Source organism: Ezakiella massiliensis (assembly GCF_059862345.1).
In genome coordinates this window covers 536,380-558,410 of record NZ_JCBCEO010000001.1, presented here as the reverse complement: position 1 = coordinate 558,410, position 22,031 = coordinate 536,380, and the positions used below count along the sequence as shown (strand labels likewise).

General features: G+C 36.1%; 24 protein-coding genes and 1 tRNA gene. 18 read left to right on the top strand and 7 right to left on the bottom strand.

Going from position 1 to position 22,031, the window contains the following annotated elements; genetic code table 11:
* Positions 1–6: 6 nt before the first annotated feature.
* The 9 genes from AC6FXG_RS02590 (at position 7) to AC6FXG_RS02550 (ending at position 7,024) form a co-directional block, all read left to right on the top strand.
* The gene (locus AC6FXG_RS02590) at positions 7–1,194 is read left to right on the top strand and encodes an ABC transporter permease (protein WP_500571439.1); all 1,188 of its coding nucleotides are present in this window, start codon (positions 7–9) and stop codon (positions 1,192–1,194) included.
* An 84-nt stretch (positions 1,195–1,278) separates the two neighbouring features.
* The gene (locus tag AC6FXG_RS02585; RefSeq protein WP_500571438.1) at positions 1,279–2,100 is read left to right on the top strand and encodes an NAD(+)/NADH kinase; all 822 of its coding nucleotides are present in this window, start codon (positions 1,279–1,281) and stop codon (positions 2,098–2,100) included.
* A gap of 35 nt (positions 2,101–2,135) precedes the next feature.
* Positions 2,136–4,028, top strand: coding sequence for a methionine--tRNA ligase (gene metG / locus AC6FXG_RS02580; protein ID WP_500571437.1), 1,893 nt, complete (start codon positions 2,136–2,138; stop codon positions 4,026–4,028).
* Positions 4,025–4,786, top strand: a complete 762-nt coding sequence (locus AC6FXG_RS02575; RefSeq protein WP_500571436.1) for a TatD family hydrolase — start codon at positions 4,025–4,027, stop codon at positions 4,784–4,786. The genes metG and AC6FXG_RS02575 overlap by 4 nt, the downstream gene beginning before the upstream one ends.
* Positions 4,783–5,334 carry a ribonuclease M5 gene (gene rnmV, locus AC6FXG_RS02570; protein ID WP_500571435.1) on the top strand — a complete coding sequence of 184 codons (552 nt, stop codon included), beginning with the start codon at positions 4,783–4,785 and terminating at the stop codon, positions 5,332–5,334. The genes AC6FXG_RS02575 and rnmV overlap by 4 nt, the downstream gene beginning before the upstream one ends.
* Positions 5,276–6,166 carry a 16S rRNA (adenine(1518)-N(6)/adenine(1519)-N(6))-dimethyltransferase RsmA gene (gene rsmA / locus AC6FXG_RS02565; RefSeq protein ID WP_500571434.1) on the top strand — a complete coding sequence of 297 codons (891 nt, stop codon included), beginning with the start codon at positions 5,276–5,278 and terminating at the stop codon, positions 6,164–6,166. The genes rnmV and rsmA overlap by 59 nt, the downstream gene beginning before the upstream one ends.
* A 12-nt stretch (positions 6,167–6,178) precedes the next feature.
* Positions 6,179–6,481, top strand: coding sequence for an ArsR/SmtB family transcription factor (locus AC6FXG_RS02560; RefSeq protein WP_075573486.1), 303 nt, complete (start codon positions 6,179–6,181; stop codon positions 6,479–6,481).
* Positions 6,482–6,596: 115 nt separating this feature from the next.
* Positions 6,597–6,827: a glutaredoxin family protein gene (locus AC6FXG_RS02555; RefSeq protein WP_075573487.1), complete on the top strand. Its 231-nt coding sequence runs from the start codon at positions 6,597–6,599 to the stop codon at positions 6,825–6,827.
* On the top strand, positions 6,827–7,024 hold the full coding sequence (locus AC6FXG_RS02550) for a DUF1858 domain-containing protein (protein ID WP_075573488.1): 198 nt from the start codon (positions 6,827–6,829) through the stop codon (positions 7,022–7,024). The genes AC6FXG_RS02555 and AC6FXG_RS02550 overlap by 1 nt, the downstream gene beginning before the upstream one ends.
* Positions 7,025–7,067: 43 nt before the next feature.
* On the opposite strand, the gene mnmH is transcribed toward AC6FXG_RS02550, so the two are convergent.
* The 4 genes from mnmH to AC6FXG_RS02530 form a co-directional block, all read right to left on the bottom strand.
* Positions 7,068–8,069: a tRNA 2-selenouridine(34) synthase MnmH gene (gene mnmH, locus AC6FXG_RS02545; protein WP_500571433.1), complete on the bottom strand. Its 1,002-nt coding sequence runs from the start codon at positions 8,067–8,069 to the stop codon at positions 7,068–7,070.
* Positions 8,070–8,135: 66 nt separating this feature from the next.
* Positions 8,136–8,798 (bottom strand): hypothetical protein, encoded by a 663-nt coding sequence (locus AC6FXG_RS02540; protein ID WP_500571432.1) that lies wholly within the window; start codon positions 8,796–8,798, stop codon positions 8,136–8,138.
* Positions 8,799–8,800: 2 nt separating this feature from the next.
* On the bottom strand, positions 8,801–9,637 hold the full coding sequence (locus AC6FXG_RS02535) for a metal ABC transporter permease (protein WP_500571431.1): 837 nt from the start codon (positions 9,635–9,637) through the stop codon (positions 8,801–8,803).
* Positions 9,638–9,672: 35 nt separating this feature from the next.
* Positions 9,673–10,761: a metal ABC transporter substrate-binding protein gene (locus AC6FXG_RS02530; RefSeq protein ID WP_500571430.1), complete on the bottom strand. Its 1,089-nt coding sequence runs from the start codon at positions 10,759–10,761 to the stop codon at positions 9,673–9,675.
* Between the two features lie 148 nt (positions 10,762–10,909).
* On the opposite strand from AC6FXG_RS02530, the gene AC6FXG_RS02525 reads away from it, so the two are divergent.
* From AC6FXG_RS02525 to rpsO, 9 genes are all read left to right on the top strand, one after another.
* Positions 10,910–10,995 (top strand) — tRNA-Leu (locus tag AC6FXG_RS02525).
* Between the two features lie 165 nt (positions 10,996–11,160).
* Positions 11,161–12,510 (top strand): transcription termination factor NusA, encoded by a 1,350-nt coding sequence (gene nusA / locus AC6FXG_RS02520; protein WP_500571429.1) that lies wholly within the window; start codon positions 11,161–11,163, stop codon positions 12,508–12,510.
* Positions 12,497–12,778 (top strand): YlxR family protein, encoded by a 282-nt coding sequence (locus AC6FXG_RS02515; RefSeq protein WP_500571428.1) that lies wholly within the window; start codon positions 12,497–12,499, stop codon positions 12,776–12,778. Before nusA ends, AC6FXG_RS02515 begins: the two co-directional genes overlap by 14 nt.
* Positions 12,771–15,158, top strand: coding sequence for a translation initiation factor IF-2 (infB, locus tag AC6FXG_RS02510; protein ID WP_500571427.1), 2,388 nt, complete (start codon positions 12,771–12,773; stop codon positions 15,156–15,158). The genes AC6FXG_RS02515 and infB overlap by 8 nt, the downstream gene beginning before the upstream one ends.
* Complete coding sequence (gene rbfA, locus AC6FXG_RS02505) at positions 15,151–15,504, top strand: 30S ribosome-binding factor RbfA (protein ID WP_500571426.1); 354 nt, start codon at positions 15,151–15,153, stop codon at positions 15,502–15,504. Before infB ends, rbfA begins: the two co-directional genes overlap by 8 nt.
* Entirely contained in the window at positions 15,494–16,465 is a 972-nt protein-coding gene (locus AC6FXG_RS02500) for a DHH family phosphoesterase (protein WP_500571425.1), read from the top strand. The genes rbfA and AC6FXG_RS02500 overlap by 11 nt, the downstream gene beginning before the upstream one ends.
* A complete protein-coding gene (gene truB / locus AC6FXG_RS02495; RefSeq protein WP_500571424.1) occupies positions 16,443–17,330 on the top strand; it encodes a tRNA pseudouridine(55) synthase TruB in 888 nt (295 codons plus the stop codon). Before AC6FXG_RS02500 ends, truB begins: the two co-directional genes overlap by 23 nt.
* A complete protein-coding gene (gene ribF / locus AC6FXG_RS02490) occupies positions 17,327–18,187 on the top strand; it encodes a riboflavin biosynthesis protein RibF (RefSeq protein WP_500571423.1) in 861 nt (286 codons plus the stop codon). The genes truB and ribF overlap by 4 nt, the downstream gene beginning before the upstream one ends.
* Positions 18,188–18,298: 111 nt before the next feature.
* Positions 18,299–18,565, top strand: a complete 267-nt coding sequence (gene rpsO / locus AC6FXG_RS02485) for a 30S ribosomal protein S15 (RefSeq protein ID WP_075573499.1) — start codon at positions 18,299–18,301, stop codon at positions 18,563–18,565.
* A 113-nt stretch (positions 18,566–18,678) separates the two neighbouring features.
* Here rpsO and AC6FXG_RS02480 read toward each other — a convergent pair whose 3' ends face one another.
* The 3 genes from AC6FXG_RS02480 to AC6FXG_RS02470 form a co-directional block, all read right to left on the bottom strand.
* Positions 18,679–20,160 (bottom strand): C69 family dipeptidase, encoded by a 1,482-nt coding sequence (locus tag AC6FXG_RS02480; protein ID WP_500571422.1) that lies wholly within the window; start codon positions 20,158–20,160, stop codon positions 18,679–18,681.
* A 159-nt stretch (positions 20,161–20,319) separates the two neighbouring features.
* Positions 20,320–21,153, bottom strand: a complete 834-nt coding sequence (locus AC6FXG_RS02475; RefSeq protein ID WP_500571421.1) for a protease complex subunit PrcB family protein — start codon at positions 21,151–21,153, stop codon at positions 20,320–20,322.
* A gap of 9 nt (positions 21,154–21,162) precedes the next feature.
* Positions 21,163–22,023 carry a YitT family protein gene (locus tag AC6FXG_RS02470; RefSeq protein ID WP_075573502.1) on the bottom strand — a complete coding sequence of 287 codons (861 nt, stop codon included), beginning with the start codon at positions 22,021–22,023 and terminating at the stop codon, positions 21,163–21,165.
* Between the last annotated feature and the right edge of the window lie 8 nt (positions 22,024–22,031).

The window sequence follows — 22,031 nt, the reverse complement described above, 5'->3', positions numbered from 1 at the left end:
ACAAAGATGTTAACAGTATTTAATTTTGAATTTTTAAACGCAGTGAGAAAAAAAGCCTTTATAATTTCTATGGCTATTATGTTTTTGTTTACAATTTTGTTTTCCTTTGTGCCAAAGCTCGTGGCCAAATTTTCTTCAGGTGACAGTAAGCCAATAGGAGTTTATTCTGATTTAGACTATATTGACGAGGCTACTTTGAAAGACGCTTACGAGTCTGAATTTGTAAAGTACGATGATCCAGATAAGATGGAAGCAGATTTAAAGAAAAACGATTTGGATGCTGCAATTTTAATTAAAGGCGACCAAAGAAAATTAATTATGAAATCGTCTTCCATGGGGGCTATGAACAAATATGAAAATCTGGCCCAAATCGCTACTAATATTGAAAAGCAAAAAGAACTAAATGACATGGGTGTTGACTCAGCTATTACAGACAAGTTCTTGGAATCCAATTATTATGAGCCTATTAGTTTGGAAACTGACGGAGCCAAAAACTTTTGGCTGGTCTACATCGCTTTATTTGTATTGTATTTCCTTATAATGATGTTCTCAAATCAAGTGGCCATGAGTATAGCTCGTGAAAAATCGGACAGAACTATGGAGCTTTTGATTACAGCTGCCAAGCCATCTGATTTAATTTGCGGCAAGGTCGCTGCCTATGGATTGGTGGGAGTGATTTCACTATTAGTACTCTATGGCGGCATGATTATAGGTACAAAATTTGGCGGAGAAACAGCCATGGATATAGTTGAGTCCTTAAACTTGACTCAGCTAATAAAGGTTGATCAAATTATAGTTACCTTTGTATTTTTTATCCTGGGTTATATCTTATATCTATTTATGATGGCAGCTGCTGCTAGCTTGGTCAGCAAGATCGAAGATGTCAACACAGCTATACAACCGCTTACAATGGTATTTGTAATTTCATTCTTCGTTTCGTTTTTTGGAATGATGAATCCTGGAATTGTTTTAAAAGTTGCTAGCTTTGTTCCATTTTCATCGCCATTTGCTATGATTGCCAGGTATGGGGTTGAAACTGTTCCTGTCATAGAGGTTATAATTTCTGCAGCAATTCTCTTTGTAAGTACAGTTTTGATTGCAAAGTTCTCAATCAAGGTCTACAAGCTGGGAAGTTTTAACTACGGAACTAAGGTTAATTTCTTTAAAAGTTTATTTAAAGCTATTAAAGATTGATGAATTTAAAATTTTAAGCAATGAAGAGCCTTCGGGCTCTTTTTTTATTTGATAAAAACTGCTATAATATGTATAGGAGTAAATATGAAGAAAATTTGTATATATTTAAATGAATATCCAGCGAGTATAGAAGTTGCAAAAGAACTTGAAGAAAGATTTCATGCACTAGGCATCGAGACGGCGAGGCATGACATAAATTCAAATGCTATATTCGAGGGTCAAGTTGATTTTAATATTGTAGTTGGTGGCGACGGAACTTTTTTAAAGGCGGTCACCCTGTCAAATTATTCTAAGAAGCCTTTTATTGGGATTAATACAGGCGGTCTTGGATTTTTTCAAGAGGTTAAGAGGCATGAGCTGGCCAGCCTGGTCCATCATATAACCGTTGACAAGTACACCACAAATCCGACTCGACTTTTAAAGTGTACAGCGTACAGGACTGACGGGTCTAGCGTAGAATACTTGTGCGTTAATGAAGTTCTGGTCAAGGGGCTTAATTCAAAAGTCCTCCACATGGATGTAATGATTGGAGACAATTTCTTGGAAAGATTTTCCGGAGATGGCCTAATTATTTCCACATCAATTGGGAGCACGGCCTACAATTTCTCAGTTGGAGGAGCCATTGTTTATCCAGCTTTTGAAATTATGCAGCTAAGTCCACTGGCGCCGATATCAAGTGCCAGCTACAGGTCACTTTTAAACTCGGTTGTAATGCCGGGGCGTTTTGAAGTTATACTATCGCCTGAGACCAAATATGAAAAGGGCATAATGATCGTTCAAGACGGGACTGAGCACTTGATTGAAAATATAGATAGGATAGTAACGACTATGTCAGATGTATTTATAAATCGCTTGCACATAGACGAAGACAGTTACTGGAGCAATTTGAGAGATAAATTTATTTAAGATTTTATTATATATAAGAGTTTTTAGGAGGGAATATGAGTAAATATTATTTAACAACACCAATTTATTATCCCAATGGCAACTTGCACATTGGTCATACTTATACAACTATTGTTGCAGATGTAATCAAAAGATACAGACAGCTCAAGGGCGATGAAGTATTTTTTGTAACTGGAACTGACGAGCACGGAGAAAAGATCGCTACAACTGCTGAAAAGGCAGGTGTGACCCCAAAGGAATTTACAGACGGAATTGTAGCTTCTACCAAGAAACTTTGGTCCGACTTGGGAATCAAATACGACTGCTTCAGAAGGACAACTGACGAGGAACACGTAAAAGCTGTCCAAGAGATTTGGCAAAAACTCGTGGACAACGGTGATATTTATAAGGCCAAGTACAAGGGCCTCTACTGCGTGCCTTGTGAATCATTTTTCACCGAAGCGCAAACCAACGATGGCAAGTGTCCAGACTGTGGCCGTGAATTGCAAGAACGCGAAGAAGAAAGTTATTTCTTTAGGCTCAGCAAATACAAGGACAAGATCCTTGAATGGTACAAGACCGCAGATATTGAACCAAAGAGTGCCATGAATGAAATGGCTAACAACTTTGTAAATGATTTGGAAGACTTATCTGTTAGTCGGTCATCAATCTCCTGGGGCGTACCAGTTCCAGGCGATGAAAAGCATGTTATTTATGTATGGATTGATGCTCTTAGCTGCTATCTAACAGGTATTGGCTATGGTTTTGATGAAGAGCTCTTCAATAAATTTTATCCAGCTGACCTTCACTTGGTTGGCAAGGAAATTTTGCGTTTCCACATTGTAATTTGGCCAGCACTTTTGATGGCTCTTGGTCTGGAGCTACCTAAGAAGGTTATAGCCCACGGATGGATTTTATTCGACGGTGACAAAATGAGTAAGTCCAAGGGCAATGTTTATTATCCAGAGCCAATTATCCAAGCCCTTGGTAGGGACGTGTTAAAGTACTTTATCCTTAGAGAATTTTCCTTTGGTAGCGACGGTAACTTTACTATTGACAAGCTAGTCCAAAGATACAATTCAGACTTGGTAAATGATTTGGGCAACCTGGTAAGCAGGACACTGTCAATGATAGAAAAATATTTTGATGGAATTATACCTGAACCAAACGAATACAATGACTTGGACAAGGAAGTTCTAGAGCAAATTAAAATTTCATCCGATAAATTCTACAAGCAAATGGATGATTTTAAATTTAATTTTGCCCTTGAAGATGTTTTTGTATTAATCAGAAGGGCCAACAAATATATAGATGAAACTGAACCATGGAAGCTGGCCAAGGAAGATACTGAAAGGCTAAAGACTGTCCTATATGTTCTATGTGAATGCATAGTTGCAGCTGCAGAGCTTCTGAGCCCTGTACTTGAAGATACAGCCAAGGAAATTTACAACAAATTTAATTTGACTGATGAAATTAAGGTAAAACCGGGTCTAAAAGTTACCAAGGGCAAGAACTTATTTGACCGTGCTGATGACGATAAAATTGATGAAATTATTAATCTAAATAATGAACTCGCCGAATCCAGAAAAATAAAATCAGCTTCTGAGACAAAAGTTGAAACAAAAGCACAAATCGAATTTTCTGATTTTGAGAAATGCGATTTCAGAGTTGGCTTAGTAAAATCAGTTGAGAACCATCCAAATGCTGACAAGCTTTATGTATTAAAGGTTGACATTGGTGGAGAAGAAAGAACTATTGTAAGCGGACTCAAAGACCATTATAAGCCAGAGGAAATCGTAGGCAAGAAGCTGGCAATGATTGTAAACTTAAAGCCAGTAAACCTACGTGGAGTTGAAAGCAATGGTATGATCTTGGCTGCAGAAAGCGGAGACACACTCTCACTCTTAAGGGCAGATAGGGATATTGATCCAGGTGCAAAGATAAGATGAGTTTGTTTATAGATAGCCACACTCACTTGGACGACCCATCCTTTGATGAGGACAGGGATCAGATAATTAAAAATTTTAAAGATGATGGCGTTTTATTCGCTGTCAATGCGTCAAGTGATTTAAAATCTTCTCTTGCCTCTGTAGAGCTTACAAAGTACGAAAATATTTACGCTGTTGTGGGCGTTCATCCACATGAGGCCAAGGACTTTAAAGAAGAAGACATATTAGAATATAAAAAGATGCTCGAAAATCCAAAGGTTGTTGCCATTGGTGAATGCGGACTGGACTACCATTACGATTTGTCCGATAGAGAAACTCAGAAAAAAGTTTTTGAACGCTTTATAGACTTTGCAAATGAAGTAGATTATCCATTAGTGATCCACACCAGGGAGGCGACCAAGGATACGATTGATATGCTAAGGGCCATTCGGAAGGGCAAGACTCTGATCCATTGTTTTACTGCCCCTGTTGAAGTGGCCAGGGAATATTTGGACATGGGTTATTATTTATCAATCGGTGGGGCTGTGACTTTTAAAAATGCAAAGCACGTTGTGGACTCCGTAAAGTATGCTCCGCTTGACAGATTGCTTTTGGAAACCGATGCTCCTTATATGACGCCAGTTCCTTTTAGGGGTAAGCGCAATGAGCCAAAATATATTTCTTATGTAGTAAAGAGAATTGCAGAATTAAAATGCATCTCACCTGAGGAAGTCATTGAGCAAACCACAAAAAACGCTAGGGAATTTTACAATATATGATCAAAGAAATTATAATAGTTGAAGGCAAAGACGATATAACCAAAGTTAAACAGGCTCTAGATGCAGATGTGATCGCCACAGGTGGTATTCATATATCAAAGCCCAAGATGGATGAGATTGTTGAAATCACCAAGACCAGAGGAGCCATTATCTTAACTGATCCCGACTCTCCAGGCGAAACTATCAGAAGAAAGCTCAAAGAGAATTTAAAGTGTCCAATAAAAGACGCTTATATAAGTCAGAGGGACGGGGTAAAAAATGGCGATGTTGGCATTGAAAATGCCAGCGCAGATGTTATTAGAAAGGCGATTGAGTCAGCCAATCCCATGGTCCAAACACAAGAAAAGATTTACGATAGTAAATTTTTGTTTGAACATGGATTTACAGGCTTGGATAATTCTAAATATTTAAGAGAAAAGGTGAGCGAAAAACTCGGCATAGGTAAGCCCAATGCCAAGGAATTTATCAACAGATTAAATTCATTTGCAATTGAGGAAGAAAAAATTCTACAAGCCATCAAAGAAGTTCAAGCTGAAGGGGGAAAATAATTTGACTAGAATTTATCATTTGAATAGGACCAGAGAAATTATTGACTCCTACGGTTTGGATTTTAAAAAGAGTCTTGGGCAAAATTTTTTGATAGACGGCAATGTTTTAAAAAAGATTGGAGACACTGCAGGTGTAAATGAAGAATCAAAGATTCTTGAGGTTGGACCGGGTATAGGTTCACTCACAGAAGAGCTTTTGATTAGAGGAGCTGAGGTCCACTCGATTGAGATCGACCAAAGATTTTTTCCAATCTTGGAAGAAAACCTAGAAGCCTATCCCAAATTTAAATTGTACCAGGGCGATGCGACCAATGATGAGCTTTTCTCTAAGGCAGCCCAAGGGATGACAGACTTTGTTGCAAACCTGCCTTATGTAGTAACGACTCCTATACTTGAAAATATTTTTACACTGGGAAAATTTAAGTCAGCGACAGTCATGGTACAAAGGGAAGTAGCTGCAAGGATGACCGCAGAAGTTGGCAGCAAAGATTATTCGGCCTTGTCTGTCTTTGTAAAATATTTTTCGGATGCTAGGGAGGCCTTTGTAGTTAAACCGGGAGGCTTTATTCCTAGACCAAAAGTAGATAGTGCAGTTGTTTATATGAAGCTAAAAGATAACAAGGACCACAAGGCTTTTATGAGGTTAGTTCACGCAGCTTTTGGCATGAGAAGGAAGACGATTTTAAATTCAATTAGCATGGGCCTAGGCGCTGATAAGCAATTAATAGAAGATGCCTTGGTAGATGTTAATATTGATCCAGGCAAAAGAGCTGAGAATTTAGGTCTGGAAGATTATATCAAGCTAGAAGATAGGTTGAAGGATATATTGTAAGTGGAGGTAAAAATGGAAGAAAAATATATTTTTAATGAAGATACTGTATACGATTTTGTAGAGATGTTAAAGGCACTTGCAGATTCAAGCAGGCTCAAGATCATTCACGCACTTATGGATGGGACCTTGTGCGTGTCAGATATTTCCGAAAAGACAGGTCTTGGCCAGTCATTAGTCAGTCACCATTTGAGTATTCTAAGAGCTGTAAGAGCGGTTAAGCCAAGAAGAGAAGGGAAAAATATTTTTTATACAATCGACGACGATCACGTAAAAGATATTTTTGTAAAGGGAATGAACCACGTTTCACATAAATAAATAATTTTTATAAATGGAGGCAAGGAATATGGCCTTCATTTTTTTATTGAGAATTTTGTTTATTTTATATTAATTAGGGTATAAAAAGAATATAGAAAAACTAGGAGGTATATGTATGAAAAAAATTGTAATTTACACAAGTGATAATTGTCAATTCTGCCACATGGCAAAAGATTGGCTAAAAGAAAACAACTTCGAATTCGAAGAAAAGAATATTAGCGAAGATAAGGAAGCTATGCTTGACCTAAGAAAACAAGGTTTTGCTGGTGTTCCAGTAATTTTTGTTGATGATGAAGTTATTTTAGGATTCAACCAAGAAAAACTTGAAAAGGCACTAGGACTATAATGAGCGATTTCAAAGTTACTAAAGACACTTATCTAAGCGAGCTTTTAGAGAAAAAACCTGAAGCTGCTTACATCTTGATGAGTTATGGAATGGCTTGCGTAGGATGCCCTGCAAGCTTGATGGAAACAGTAGAAGAGGCTAGTATGGTCCATGGTCTTAACCTTGATAGGTTAATGGCTGACTTAGAAAGATTATAAAATAAAAGCCCACGCATTTGATTTTTGCGTGGGCTTTTGAATTTTACATATTTATTAATTTTAAAATTTCCTTGGCGCATTCTGCGTCATTTTTATTTTCAATTACTATTGTATTTGCATCTGGTCTAAATTTGTAATTGTGGTCGTAGTATTTTTCACAGAGAATTTTTGCTGCCAGCTTGTATTCTTTTGATTTAATACTATTAACTACTGCTTCATAATTTTCTTTTGAAATATATTTTTCGATATTGGATAAGGCGGACAAGAGCTCGGAATCTGAAGATTGGTTTACATATTCAAAGATAAGCCTATCTACTCTATATTCAATAGGGGATTCAATATAAATCTTCTTGGCTACTAGCATCTTGTCCCACAAGTCTTGGGGAAGGACGATATTTCCGATGCGTTTACTTTCGCCTTCAATTAAAAAGTTTTTATTAGTTGAATGCCTTAACTGTTCAAAGACTAGGGCCTCAAAGGTTTTTTGTGAATGAGGTTTACCCATGCCAATTGAACCCAAGACAGAGCCCTTATGATTTGCAAGTGTCTCTAAATCAATAACTGGATAATCTTCTTTTAAAATATTTAAAATATTTGATTTTCCTGAACCAGTAGGACCATAAAGGGCGATTAGATTTATATCTTTAATTAAATCAGGCAAATTTGCATTGACTATTTGCCGATAGTGCTTGATGCCACCTTTTAGTTGGCAGACATTGTAGCCTAAGCTAAAGAATAGGGCAGCAACAGTCTTTGACCTAAAGCCGCCTCTGGCACAGTAAAAGACAATTTTTTTATCATTTTGTTCGATAATTAAATCTAAAAACTCTTTTAATTTTCTTGACCCAAATTTCAAAGCCTTTGCTTTAGCTAAGTCTTTTTGACCATTGTCATATAGGGTTCCTACAATTTTTCTTTCTTCAAAGTTTAAAATAGGCATTGACAGAGCCCCTGGTATGTGGAAGTCTTCGTATTCTTCCTGTGTTCTCACATCTATTAATATTGAATTTTTATTTATTTCATCATAATCTATAATATCGTACATAAAACCTCTAAGGGAATATTATAACAAGAGATAAATTAAAAATCAAATTAATTTTATGACTGATCTTTACTTCAAAGTTACAACTGCATCTTTTATTCTGCAAAGCTTCATGGGCACGCCTTCGACTTGATAGGGCTCTAGTACTCCTTCTACTAGAACTTCAGTCCCATCCTCAGGAATTTGCTCTGGCTTGTTTTTAAAAGAGATTTCCAAGCCTTGGGCACAGCACTGGAGGGCGTCCTTTATAATGCAGTACTGGCTCTGAACATTCCCGTCTGCGCTAGGGTAAGTGTAGAGGAGACCATTTACTCGGATGGATTTACCTGCGGCCGCATCAGGATCGGTGACAATCATATAGACAGTAGCAAATATCATATCAGCACCCATGTCTGTCAGATCAAAATTGTAGCCGTTATCGTTTTTGTTCTGTTCTTCGAGTTCATCAAGCAGGTCTTTTGTATTGGCAATTTCAATATTATCTAAATTTGCCATATCTGTGTTTTGCTCGTCCTTATTTTTATTGGCATCGAATAAAATTTCGCTTTTTTTATTTTTTTCTTTTAAATGTTGCTGGCCCATCTGCTTTCTAATATCTTTTTTTATATCCTCGCTTTTTATATTATTATTATTATTAATCATGTCAGCGGGATTTTTATTTTCTTTTTGGCAGGCCAAAAAGGCTATTAAGATTAATACAATTATAGAAATTTTGCTTAAAGTTTTTTTCATATTTAAATCCTTTTTCCGATGATGCTAGCAATCATAAATACTAGTGCATTTATAAATACAATTGTCGGACCAACTGGGAATCCAAAAACTATGGATACGCAGATTCCAAAGACTGCCATCAGAATAGAAGATATGGCTACAAAAATACTAATACTTTTAAAAGACCGGCAGATTTTTACTGCAGTCATAGTGGGGAAGACCATAAGGGCACAGACTAATAATGATCCTACAAGTCGCAGAGAGATTGAAATTGTAAGAGCAATTATAATAGCGAGCATGAAATTTAATTTTTCTAAATTTAGGCCGCTTGCCTTGGCATAGGATTCATCAAAGGTCAGCAAGAAAATTTTATTGTAATAGAAAATAAAAAATAAAATTATTATGCTTGCAAGGACCAAACATATCAAGACGTCAGTCTTTGTAAGTGTGAGAATCGAAAGTGATCCGAACAATGTCGTGCATACATCCACGGCAACATTTGGACCGCTTTTAAAAACATTCATCAATATATAGCCAAGGGCAAGGAAAAATACGCTTATCATTGCAAGCGAAGCGTCTGACCTAAAGTGAGATTTACTTTTCTTTAGTAGAATCACTGAGGAAGCGACAGTTACAGGAAGTATTAGATATATTTCTTTTGTAAGGCCGATTACAGAGGCCATAGACATAGACCCAAAGGCAACATTTGACAAGCTGGTCCCAATATGGCTGTATCTTTTTAAAACTAAAACTAACCCTAAGAGGGATGAAGATACGGCTATTAAAATCCCGCTGATAAAAGCGTATTTAACAAAGGGAAACTGCCAATATTCAATTATCTTATCAATAAAATTAATCATAAATCACCTTTGAAAAAAATTAAAGTTGATAAACATTATTCTAGGCCTTGAATAATTGATTTTAGATTGTCATTCATGTAGTCGATGTAGGTTGCTTCTTGTGCCTGGTCTTTGTTTACGCTTTCCATCGAATTTAATTTTAAAATTTTGATGTCTTTCTTGGAATTTTCTCTTATAGTTTTTGCAATTTTTCCGTCTGAGTCAGTTAGAGTAAATACAGAATTTATATTTAACTCATCCAGTTTTTTAACTAAAAATACAATTGTGTCAAAGCTGGCTTCAGCATCAGCTGAGCAACCAGTAAAGGCTGCATAATAATCTAAATCATAATCTTCAGTTAAATATCTAAAAGGAAAGCGGTCAGCAAAAACCAAGGTCTTATCTTTTGAAGAATTAATTTCTTTTATATATTCATTGTCGAGGTTATTTAATTTTTGCAAATAATTATTAAGATTTTTTGCATATAGGTCTTTGTTTTTGCTATCAATTTCAGACAATTTTTCTTCGATAGCTTTGCAAATTAGCTGAGCATTTTTTATAGACAACCAGACATGTTCATCTTCATGATGGTGGTCATGGTGGTGTTCGTGACTATGCTCGTCCTCGTGATTGTGATTATGCTCGTCGTTTTCATCATGCTTGTCCTCTTCATCGTGATTGTGGTCATGATCTGCATCTTTGTGATCGTGGTCATCATGCTCGTGGTCGTGATCGTGATCATGGTGGTCCTCCATACCTTCTTTTACTTCTTCGTCAAGAATATTGGCTTCAAGGACGTCCATAAGTTTTATAACTTTTAGGTCAGGATTTTCTGATAAAATTTTGTCAGCCCACTTATCTGAATGGGATCCTAAATATACAAACAAATCACTTTCTTTAATTTTTTTAATATCCTCTGCTGATGGTTCATAATTGTGAAGGCTAACGCCAGTGTCTGTAAGGTAAGAAATATTTACATCTCCTCCCTTGGTAATTTCTCTGACCCAATCGTATGTTGGGAAAATATTTGTTACTATATTTAATTTTACTTTTTCTTCAACAACTAAATCTTTGTCTCTGCATGCATTTGTTAATAATAGTAGGCCAATAGTTAACACATATAGAATAAATTTTTTAATTTTCATTTTCTTTCCTCCTAATGAAATCAATAATCATTATCAATTTATATTACTATTAAAAATCTTTTTTGTCAAGATAATTTTTTTAAAAAAATAAAAGACTTGCAATTTATAAAAATAAATAGTATAATAACATCATTGTTTTTAAATACGGGCCGGAGTGGCGGAATTGGCAGACGCAGTGGATTCAAAATCCACCGGTGATGAGCCGTGCGAGTTCGAGTCTCGCCTTCGGCACCATTAAAGAGGAAGTTCAATAGGACTTTCTTTTTTATTTATTTTTTTGTGGCAAACGTTAGTATTATAACATTTGCCCTTGTATTATAAAAAAATTTATGTTAGAATAGATGTAGATGAGAAAGAGTGGCCAGAACCACTCTTTTATTTGTGAGTTGGGAGGTTTAAATGAATAGGGAATTTATTGAAGCTTTAGATGAAATTGAAGCAGAGCGTGGCGTTCCTAAGGACGTTATTATTGAATCGATTTGCTCAGCCTTGGTTTCAAGCTATAAGAAAAACTACAATACTGCAAGCAATGTCGATATAGACATTAGTATCTCAGAAGATGATGGTTCTGTTCATGTTTTTAATCTGAAAAATGTGGTGGAGGAAGTTGAAGACGAAGCTACAGAAATTAGCGTAGAAAATGCTCAAAAGTATATTGCAAATCCAAGCCTTGGTGATGTTGTTAAAGTTGAAATTACTCCAAAAGACTTTGGTAGAATCGCTGCACAAACTGCCAAGCAAGTTGTAATTCAAAAGCTAAAGGACGCTGAAAGAGAAGTAATTTATAACGAATACATCGACAGGGAAAATGAAATTATCACTGGTCAAATCAATCGCATAAGGGCTAATAGCTGCTATGTTGACTTGGGCAGACTAGAAGGCGTGCTTCCATCTGTTGAACAAAGCATGAATGAAACCTATACTGTTGGCGATAAATTAAAGATGCTTATTACAGAAGTTAAGAAGACTGGCAAGGGTGCTCAAATTGTTTTAAGTAGAAGCCATCCTAATCTGGTTAGAAAACTTTTTGAATTGGAAGTGCCTGAAATTTCTGAGGGTACTGTGGAAATTTTCCACGTAGCTAGGGAAGCAGGTAGCAGATCTAAGATTGCAATCTTTAGCCGTGATCCGGACGTAGATCCACTTGGAGCTTGCGTTGGTTTCCAAGGGACCAGGGTTAGAAATGTTGTAAATGAATTAAACGGTGAAAAAATCGACATCATAATCTGGAGCAATGACATGTCCGTATTTATTAAAAATGCCCTTGCACCAGCGACTGTTACAGAAGTATTTATAGACGAAGAGGAACATTCATCAGTTGTATTTGTTCCTGAAGACCAGCTCTCACTTGCCATTGGTAAGGAAGGTCAAAACGCAAGGTTGGCAGCTAAGCTAACCAATTGGAAGATTGACATAAAGAGCGACAAGTATTTGGATGAATACAGGAAAGAATACGAGTCAATGATGGCAAATAAATCTGCTGACAAAGAAAATCACGAAGATGATTATGACGATATCTACGATGATTATGAATCTGACTATGAATTTACAGATACAAACTATGACGATGAAGACGACGTCGATTATAGTAAGATGAAGAACTATTATTCAAAGGACTACTATGATTACGATGACGAAGAAGTTACTGATTATGACTTATATAAGGACGAATTAGACAAGTTTGAAGATGTAGATGATGAAGACTTGGATATGGATTTAGACGAAGAAGATTTGTATGACCAAGACTAAAAAAGAGGTTTTAAGAACTTGTATTGTTTGTAGGAAACAATTCTTAAAGGAAGACCTTGTCAGAGTTGTTAGAACTGCGGACAGTGGAGTCGTGGTTGACAATACAGGGAAAATAAATGGTAGAGGTGCCTATATCTCAAAAAACGAGGATGTTATTAATGACAAGAGTTTGAGATTTAGGATTCAAAACGCTTTAAAGGTCAAGTTTTCAGATGAAGAATTTGAAAAGATTTTAAGCGATATAAAGGAAGGAGCTATGCTTGAGTAAAGTTAGAATATACGAATTAGCCAAGGAATTAAATATATCTAGTAAGGATATGCTTAATATGCTTTCTGCTCTTAATATTGATGCAAGTTCACATATGGCAAGCATTGATAAAGAATTGGCAGATAAAGTTATTGATCAAGTTACGCTGGCAAGAAAAAAAGTTGAAGCAAGACTTATTGAACAACAAAATAAAGATAAAAAAGACAGGCAACAAAAAGATTTTAAAAATAAGAATCGCGGAGACAATCGAAACGACAATCGCGGCGATAGAAGAAGAGATGGACGCGATAATAGAGATAATAGAGACAACCGCAACAAAGATAATAGAAATAAAAAGCCATTTAATAAAAACAATGATTTTAGGAAAGATGACTTTAAAAAAGATGATGGCAGAGATTTCCATAAGAAGCCAAACAAGAGGCAGCAAGATAAAGAGGAAAGCCTGGATACTTTTGTAGTTGAAAAACCTAAAATCAATATGAACAATAAAAAGAAATCTAACAACCGCAAATACGAAGAAAAAAGATTTGAGGATGAAAACAAGGATTTCTTTGAAAAGACTAGACAAAAAGAACGCAAGAAAAAGAAAAAGAAAGACGATACTCCAAAACAACCTGCAGAGGACTTAGTAGTACAAATTCCAGAGTCTATTACTGTTGGAGATTTTGCTGAATTAATTGGCGCTTCTTTGAGTCTTGTAATGGGTAAGTTAATCCAATTGGGCATGATGGTTACTCAAAATGAATCTATAGATTACGATACTGCAGAGTTAATTGCAGAAGAGTTTGAAGTTACAGTTGAACCTCAACTTTCTAATGAAGAAATTATTTTGGATGAATTTGATTTAGACTTTGAGGACAAAGAAGAAGATTTAAAACCACGTCCACCTGTAGTTACTGTTATGGGTCACGTTGACCACGGTAAGACAAGCTTGCTAGATGCTATTAGAAATGCTCGAGTAAGAACTGGTGAAGCAGGAGGAATTACCCAACACATCGGTGCTTACACCGTAAATATTGATGGAAAAAAGATTACATTCTTGGATACTCCGGGCCATGAAGCTTTTACTTCTATGAGGGCTAGAGGAGCTGAGATCACAGATATATCGATTCTAGTTGTAGCTGCTGATGACGGAGTTATGCCACAAACAATTGAGGCTATAAACCACTCAAAGGCTGCAGGCGTTCCAATTATTGTTGCTATCAACAAAATGGATAAGCCAACAGCAAATCCAGATAGAATAAAGCAAGAGCTCTTGGAGCAAGGTTTGACACCAGAAGATTGGGGCGGCACAACTATTTGCGTTCCTGTTTCTGCTAAGGAAGAGCAAGGCATTGATGACCTTCTAGAAATGATTTTACTTGTAAGTGAAGTTGCAGAACTAAAGGCAAATCCAGATAGACTTGCAGTAGGTACCATTGTAGAAGCACAATTAGACAAGGGCAGAGGCCCTGTTGCAACAGTCCTTGTTCAAAAGGGAACTCTAAGAGTTGGAGATGACATTGTTTCAGGTATTGCATCTGGTAGAGTAAGGGCGATGTTTGACGACAAGAATAAGCCAATTAAAAAAGCTGGTCCATCAACACCAGTTCAAATTCTTGGTTTATCTGATGTACCAGAAGCTGGCGATTTGCTTTATGCATGTGAAGATGACAAGACAGCTAGAAATATTGCAGACCGTAAGCGTGAAATGCTAAGAGAACAAGAGCTCCGCGATAAAACCAAGGTAAGTCTTGATTACCTATATGATCAAATCAAAGCTGGTGAACTCAAAGACTTAAATATTATTATTAAGGGCGATGTTAGAGGTTCAATTGAAGCGCTCAGCAATTCATTATTAAAGGTTTCAAACGATGAAGTTAAGATCAATATAATTCACACTGGTGTTGGCGGCGTAAGCGAAAGTGACGTTATGCTTGCTGAAGCATCAAATGCTGTTATCATTGGCTTCAATGTAAGACCAAGCTTGCCTGCAATTGATATGGCTGAAGAAAAAGATGTTGATATAAGAACATACAAGGTCATTTATGAAGCTATAGAAGACGTTGAAAATGCTGTTAAGGGTATGCTAAAACCTGTTATTAAAGAACAAGTAATCGGCAGGGCAGAAGTTAGAGATACATTTAAACTTCCAAACGGCACTATCGTTGCTGGTATTTATGTACTAAGCGGAAAGATTACAAGAAATGCGAAGGTTAGAATCCTAAGAGATGATGTTATGATTTTTGATGGAGATGTTTCATCACTCAGACGCTTTAAGGATGACGTAAGAGAAGTTCAATCAGGCTATGAAGCAGGTATGAGCATTGATAAATTCAACGACGTAAAAGTTGGAGATGCATTTGAAGCTTATGAAATGGTAGAGGTAGCTAATGAATAACAGAAGACAGGAAAGACTTAATTCAGAAATCATGAAGGTGGTTTCAACTGCTCTTAGGGAAATTCGCGACCCAAATGTTTCAGATATGACAACACTTACTGAAGCTTCAATTACAAATGACTTTAGCTTCTGTGATCTAAAGTTTTCTGTAATGGGAAGTGAGAGAGAAAAAGAAAAAACTATTGAAGCTTTACAAAATGCAGAAGGTTTTTTCAAAAGCCATATTGCAAAAAATATTAGGATGAGAAAAATTCCTGAACTGAGAATTAAACTTGATGAATCAATTGAGTATTCAAGCAGGATTAACGAAATTTTAAAAGGACTTGATCTAGAAGATGAATATTAAAGATAAGGCTATAAAATTTATGGAAGCCGTGAATAAGGCTGAAACAATTTTTATATCTAGTCATATTGGGGTGGATTGCGACAACATTGGGTCTGTAACCGCCCTATTTGGCGTTTTAAAGGGTATGAATAAGGACGTTTATATGCTGGAGTCCGACACGATGCCGGACGCCTATAAATTTTTGCCAAACATAAATGAGTTAAGGGATCCGGAGTCACTTGATTTTCTTCCAGATTTATATGTATCTTTGGACTCAGGCGATTTGAATCGTCTTGGTCCCAATGTGGAAACTTTTAAAAAGGCAAAGTATAAAGTTGTAATCGATCACCATGATACAAATCCTGGCTATGGAGATTTAAATATAATTGATCCAGAGATGAGTAGCACTTGCCAGCTTTTATATGAAATTTTTGAGGCCCTTGATCTTGAAATATCAAGCGATGTTGCGACTTCATTATTTTCGGGAATATCTACAGATACTGGTAGGTTTTTGTATGACAATGTCAGCCCAAGGACTTTTGAAATAGCAGGAAAATTAATAGAGCTTGGGGCAGATAGGAGTCTTGCTAATTTTAACTTGTTTATGAATAGGCCTCTTAGAAAACTTGAGATTTTAAAAGTTGGCTTGGACAAGGCAGAGTTTTTACTTGACGGTTACTTGGCCATAACTGACATTAGTCAAAAAGATTTAGAGGATACAGGGGCAAGCGTTGATGACTTGGACGAGATTGTAGCCTTTATTAGAGATACTGAGGGCGTCGAAGTTTCTGCCATTATAAAAGAATACGGAGATAATTTTTACAAGGTCTCCTTGAGAAGCAAAACCTGTGTGAATGTTGGCAAACTCGCCCAAGATTTAGGCGGAGGTGGCCATATTAGGGCTGCAGGTGCTAGTGTTTACGGAAATATTGAAGAAATAAAAGAAAAGATAATTACCTATGTTAGAGAAAACAAGTGTTGATGGCCTGATTTTAATAGACAAGGCTGAAGGAATTACCAGCTACGATGTAATTCGTAAAATAAAAAAATTACTCAAAGAGTTAAATATTAAAACTAAAATCGGCCACGCAGGTACATTAGATCCCTTTGCAACTGGGCTTTTGGTTGTGCTTTTGGGCAGGTATACAAGATTATCTGATTATATTATGGATGCCTCTAAAGTTTATTCTGGCATAGTTGACATAGGAAATGCAACAGACACTGGTGATCTAACTGGAAAGGTAATTGAATCAAAAACCGTACCAGAGGACGAAGTAAATAATCTTATAGTTAATTCTATAAACTATATTGGGAATTTTATGCAGACGCCTCCTCAGTACAGCGCACTCAAACATAATGGCAAACCCTTATATGAGTATGCTAGAAAGGGCGAGTATGTTCACAAAGACCCCAGGCCAATTAAAGTGACAAGCTTTGAGATGAAAAGAGAAAATGGCCAAGTGACATTTAGAACTGAGGTTTCAAAGGGCACTTATGTCAGGACACTTGTCGAAGATTATTGTAAAGAATATGGGGTGCCCGCAAATTTAAAGACCCTAAGGAGAGAGAGCTCGGGTTCATTGAATTTGGAAAAGACTATTGGTATTGATGAATTGAATGCGGATAATTTTTACAAGTCAATTCTTAAAATCGACGATATTAAGACTTCATATAAAAAAATAGATTTAGATAGAGATAGTGTTGATAAACTTTTCAATGGGATAAGAATTGAAAGCTCTTTAGAAGATCAAGGACCCCTTCTTTTAGCTAGCGTGGGAAAAGTTTTTGCCCTTGGTGAAATCAAGGAAGGACTTATTAGGACGATTTGTTTTTTAGGTGACAAATGAAATATATAATTACAATTGGAAACTTTGACGGCCTCCACAAGGGCCATCAAGAAATCATTAATAAAACAAAAAATATGGCTAAAGATTTAAAGATAAAATCTAGGCTTATCACCTTTAAATCCCACACAAGGTCTTTGGATTCTTTAATTCTATCGCCAGAGGACAAGCTTTCGATGATAAAAGACATGGGCATAGATGAGGTTGTGGAATTGAATTTTAGTGAAGTTAAGTCCATGAGCCCAAAAGATTTTTTAGATGCATACTTCAAAGACGCAAGGGGAATTATTGTTGGAGAAGATTTTAGGTTTGGGCAAAATCGAGCAGGATCCAGCCAGGACCTGATTGAATATGGATTAAGTAAAGAAATTGAAGTAAAAATTATTCAAGACTTGTACTCTGATGACGAAAAAATATCTTCCACTCACATTAGGAAGCTATTAGAAGAGGGCAAAGTCCATAAGGCTAGCGAGCTTTTGACTTATGATTTTTATGTTAAATCAAAAGTAGAACACGGCTATAGGCGTGGGGAAACCCTTGGTTTTAAAACGGCAAATATAAATTGGCCAGACCATATAGTAAAGGTCAAGTATGGGGTTTACTATACAAATTTTGAAGTCGATGGAGAACTTTATGATGCCATGACCATGGTCGGCGTTGCCAAAACTTTCAACAAGGACTTTTCCTGCGAGTCCTACATTTTTAATTTTGATAAGGATATTTACGACAAGGAAGTTAAATTATATTTCAAAGATTTTATGAGAGAGAATAAAAAATTCGATACAAAAGAAGATCTTATCTTGCAACTTAAAAAAGATAAAATTAAAACCTTAGAACTTGCAAGTTTATATGATAAATAGCTTTACAATTTAATATTTTTATGTTAATATATAGGCGTACCTTGACAAGGGTCTGGGCTTACCTCAGCCTGATGCTTTGTTTAGGTGGATTTTATTAGGAGGTAAAAAATTATGATTAAAGGTGAAAAGAAACAAGAAATTATTGAAAAATTTCAAAAACACGCTAATGACACAGGTTCAACAGAAGTTCAAATCGCTATTTTAACAGAACGCATGAACGAACTAAACGAACACTTGAAAGCCAATCCAAAGGACAATCACTCAAGACGTGGTCTATTAAAGATGGTTGGTAAGAGAAGAAATCTTTTAAGATACTTAAAAGATACAAACCTAGATTCATATCGTGAATTAATCCAAGAATTAAACATCAGAGGATAATTTTTAACCGGCTTTGGCCGGTTTTTTATTTGCCTAAATTTATAATTAATATTTGTAAAAAAAATCGCCCGAGATAAATCGAGCGATAGTTTTTTTATTTATAGTGTTATACCTTAGGCGTCTGATCTTGAAAAACCATTTTTCATCAAGCAGCTTGCAGTGTAGAGGACTTTATCGAGCAGGTCATCTGTTTGAGTTCTTAGTTCATCAGCAATCTTTTGGTTGGCTTGTCTTAAGAATTCTTTAGCGTCTGCAGGTTTACTTTCAACAAATTCTTTGTCAGTTTCTTTAATAATTCTGGATAAAGTTGCTTGACATTCTTGTTGGTATCTTTCTATATGATTTGAAGTTTCACTGAAGTGGGCGTCAGCTAGAGCTCCTATAATTCTATTTGTCCAATAGAAATCATCAGTAGTTACTTTGCCACTGGTATTCTTCAAATAATCAGGTGTATCCATAACATTTGGATAGAAAGGAACGACAGCATTAAATACATTTGATCCCAGGCTTAGCCATTCGATGCTCTTGATTTCATCTGGGCAATAAGGTCTGATTTGTACAAGGCCCATAAAGTTGTTACGGTTGATTCCAATTGGTCTGAATTTTCCTTTTGCAAGACCGTCAGTGTGTTTTGCATAGCAGTCGTATTCAGTACCTTGGAAGTGGTGGGATAGGGCATATTTAATGTCTTCGACTGTAATTTTTCTTTCAGGAATTTGCATCCATGGAATATCGTCTGAATCAGGTCTAAAATCAGCGTCTATACCATCCCAATAGTAAGTGCTTGGATTAAAATATCTTTGTAAAATCCATGCACGTGGTGTGTTATAAGTGTGGTCTGAGTCGCTGTGGCTACCAAAGGCATCGCGTGGATTTAGGCTTTCATCGAAGGAAAGGTCTAGATGATTTTCTTTGACAAATTCCCTTAAATCTTTTGAGCACATAAATTCTTTTTGATCAGCAAAAGCATCTTCTAAATCAAAGTGATCAAGGCCCAATTGGTTTGGCATAATTACATAGCATTCATCAGGAACCCTTCTAGCAATCCAGTGATGGCCGCCAACGGTTTCTAGCCACCAAATTTCATCTACATCCTGGAAGGCAATTCCGTTCATTTCGTATGTTCCATATTTTTCAAGTAGTTCACCAAGGCGAACAACGCCTTCACGGGCAGATTTTATATAAGGGAGGACAAGGGTAACCATATCTTCTTCACCGATGCCTCCAAATTTTTCTGGCTTGTCATCTTTTGCTGGAATATATCTTACAAGTGGATCAGCTGCCAGGACTCTTTCGTTTGTGGTCAGAGTTTCTGTAGCAGTCATAGAAACATTTGCTTCATTAACTCCACAAGCTCCCCAAACGCCTTCATCTTCAATAGCATTTGGCATACAAGTATACCTCATTGGATTATCTGGCAATTCAATTTCAACCTTTGAAATTACTGATTTATATTTTTTTACTTGGTCATCAGCTTTAACCACGATAAATTTTTTTGGATTAAAAACTCCAGAAGGTGAGTCTTCGTTTCTTGCTACAAGGGTTGAACCGTCATAGCTAGCTTTTTTACCTACTAATATTGTTGTACATGCCATTTTAAAATCTCCTTAATTTATATTTAAGTTTTTAAGGCAACCTAGTAAACCTAATGATAAGTCTTATCATTTATTTAATTATACTCCTATAAGTTTTGTTTTGCAAATAAAAAAGCCCTGACCAGCGAAAAAATATAATCGCCAAGCAGAGCTATAATTTTATTTATCAACTATATTTGTGTCAAGATCTATTACTTTTACACCAAAGTCTTTGTCAATACCTTTTACATCTACTTCTATAGTACAGTTGGGATAAGAGATTGCTTGTGTAACCATGGCGTCAGTTGGTGGGCTTATTACAAGCGGCCTAATAATTATATCTTTACCATCGTATACAACGCGTTCACATCTCAACTGATATCCTCCAGTGTTAAATTGTTTCGCGAAGGTAATTGTGAGCTTGCCATTTTTAACCTTGTAGACAAAGCCTTCATTTTTAATAGGCTCTTTAGTCTCTATCGTCTTGTAGTCAAGGGATGTTCCGGGCTCGATTTTTTCAACAGACATATCTCTAGCCTCCAAATAAACAGTCTTTTCTGGTATATCGTAAGTGATTTTGATGTTAAAAACATCAGCTAAATCTCTAAGCCTAAAGTAATTATGACCAGCAATTAAAATTGCACTTATGTCATGGTTAACATTGTCTATATCAAAGCGGGCATCACTTATATTTGCAGATTTTACCTTGTCAAGCTTTTGTAATTCATCACCAATTGGCTCATATGGATAGGCGGTAATAGCAGATATTTGTTTGCTTTTATTGTTGTAAAGAAGCTTAAAATCTTTATTGATATTAGTTAAAAGCATTGAAAAATCTCTGAGCTTTACATAGTTTTCATTGTTAAAAACTATTGAGGGCAGGTCAATGTTGGCCTGGCCTATACTTACTTTTTGTACAAAGTCACTTACCTCTACCTTTTCACCATTAGCTTGTATACCAAGAGTTAATAAGAGGGAAAAGCAGATAAGCATTAAAACAAATTTTTTGTACATAATTCCTCCTTAATCTAAAATGCTTTTGAAACCTAAACCTAAAACTTCGCTGGAGTTTTTAATCCATACAAAAGCATTTGGGTCGTTTTCTTTCAAGAAATTTTTTAATAGGACTAGTGATCTTCTATCTATAATGGTAACAATAACCTTGATATCTTGTCTTGAGTAAGCTCCTTCTGCATGATATAAAGTACAAGTGCGGACCAAATCATTGTGGATAAAGTTAACGATTGGCTCGATATTTTGACTAACAATAGTAACTTCTTTAGAGAGGTTCATACCGTCAATTGTAAAGTCAATAATGATACCATTTATAATTACAGCAAATAATGAATAGAGACCGATTTTGCTACCATAGGCTATACCTGCAACGAGTGTGATGGCTAAGTCAGCGTACAATACAGCACGGCCAAGTTCGATACCGGTAAATTTATTAATAATCTTGCCCAGAATATCTGTACCACCTGTTGAAGCACCTTGGTTAAATACAATGCCTATACCAACGGCTGAAATAATTACACCGCAAAATAGGTCGAGCATAATGTCTCCGGAGAGGGAAGCTTGGTTGGGGTACATCCATTCAAGAATTTTAACAATACCAGATGTTCCAAGACTTGCTATTATGGTTTTTGCGCCAAAGGCAGGGCCTATAAGTAAAAAAGCAATAGCAAATAAGAATATATTTACAATTAACATTATTGTACCAACTTCTAAGTTTATAAAAGATGATAAAACAATCGCAAGACCATTAGCTCCGCCAGCTGCTATATCATTTGGCATGAGGAAAAAATATACGCCAACACCTACAAGTATAATACCAATAGTAATTAATAAGTAAGATTTAAACCTTTGTGCATTTTTATTTTTCATAAAAGCCT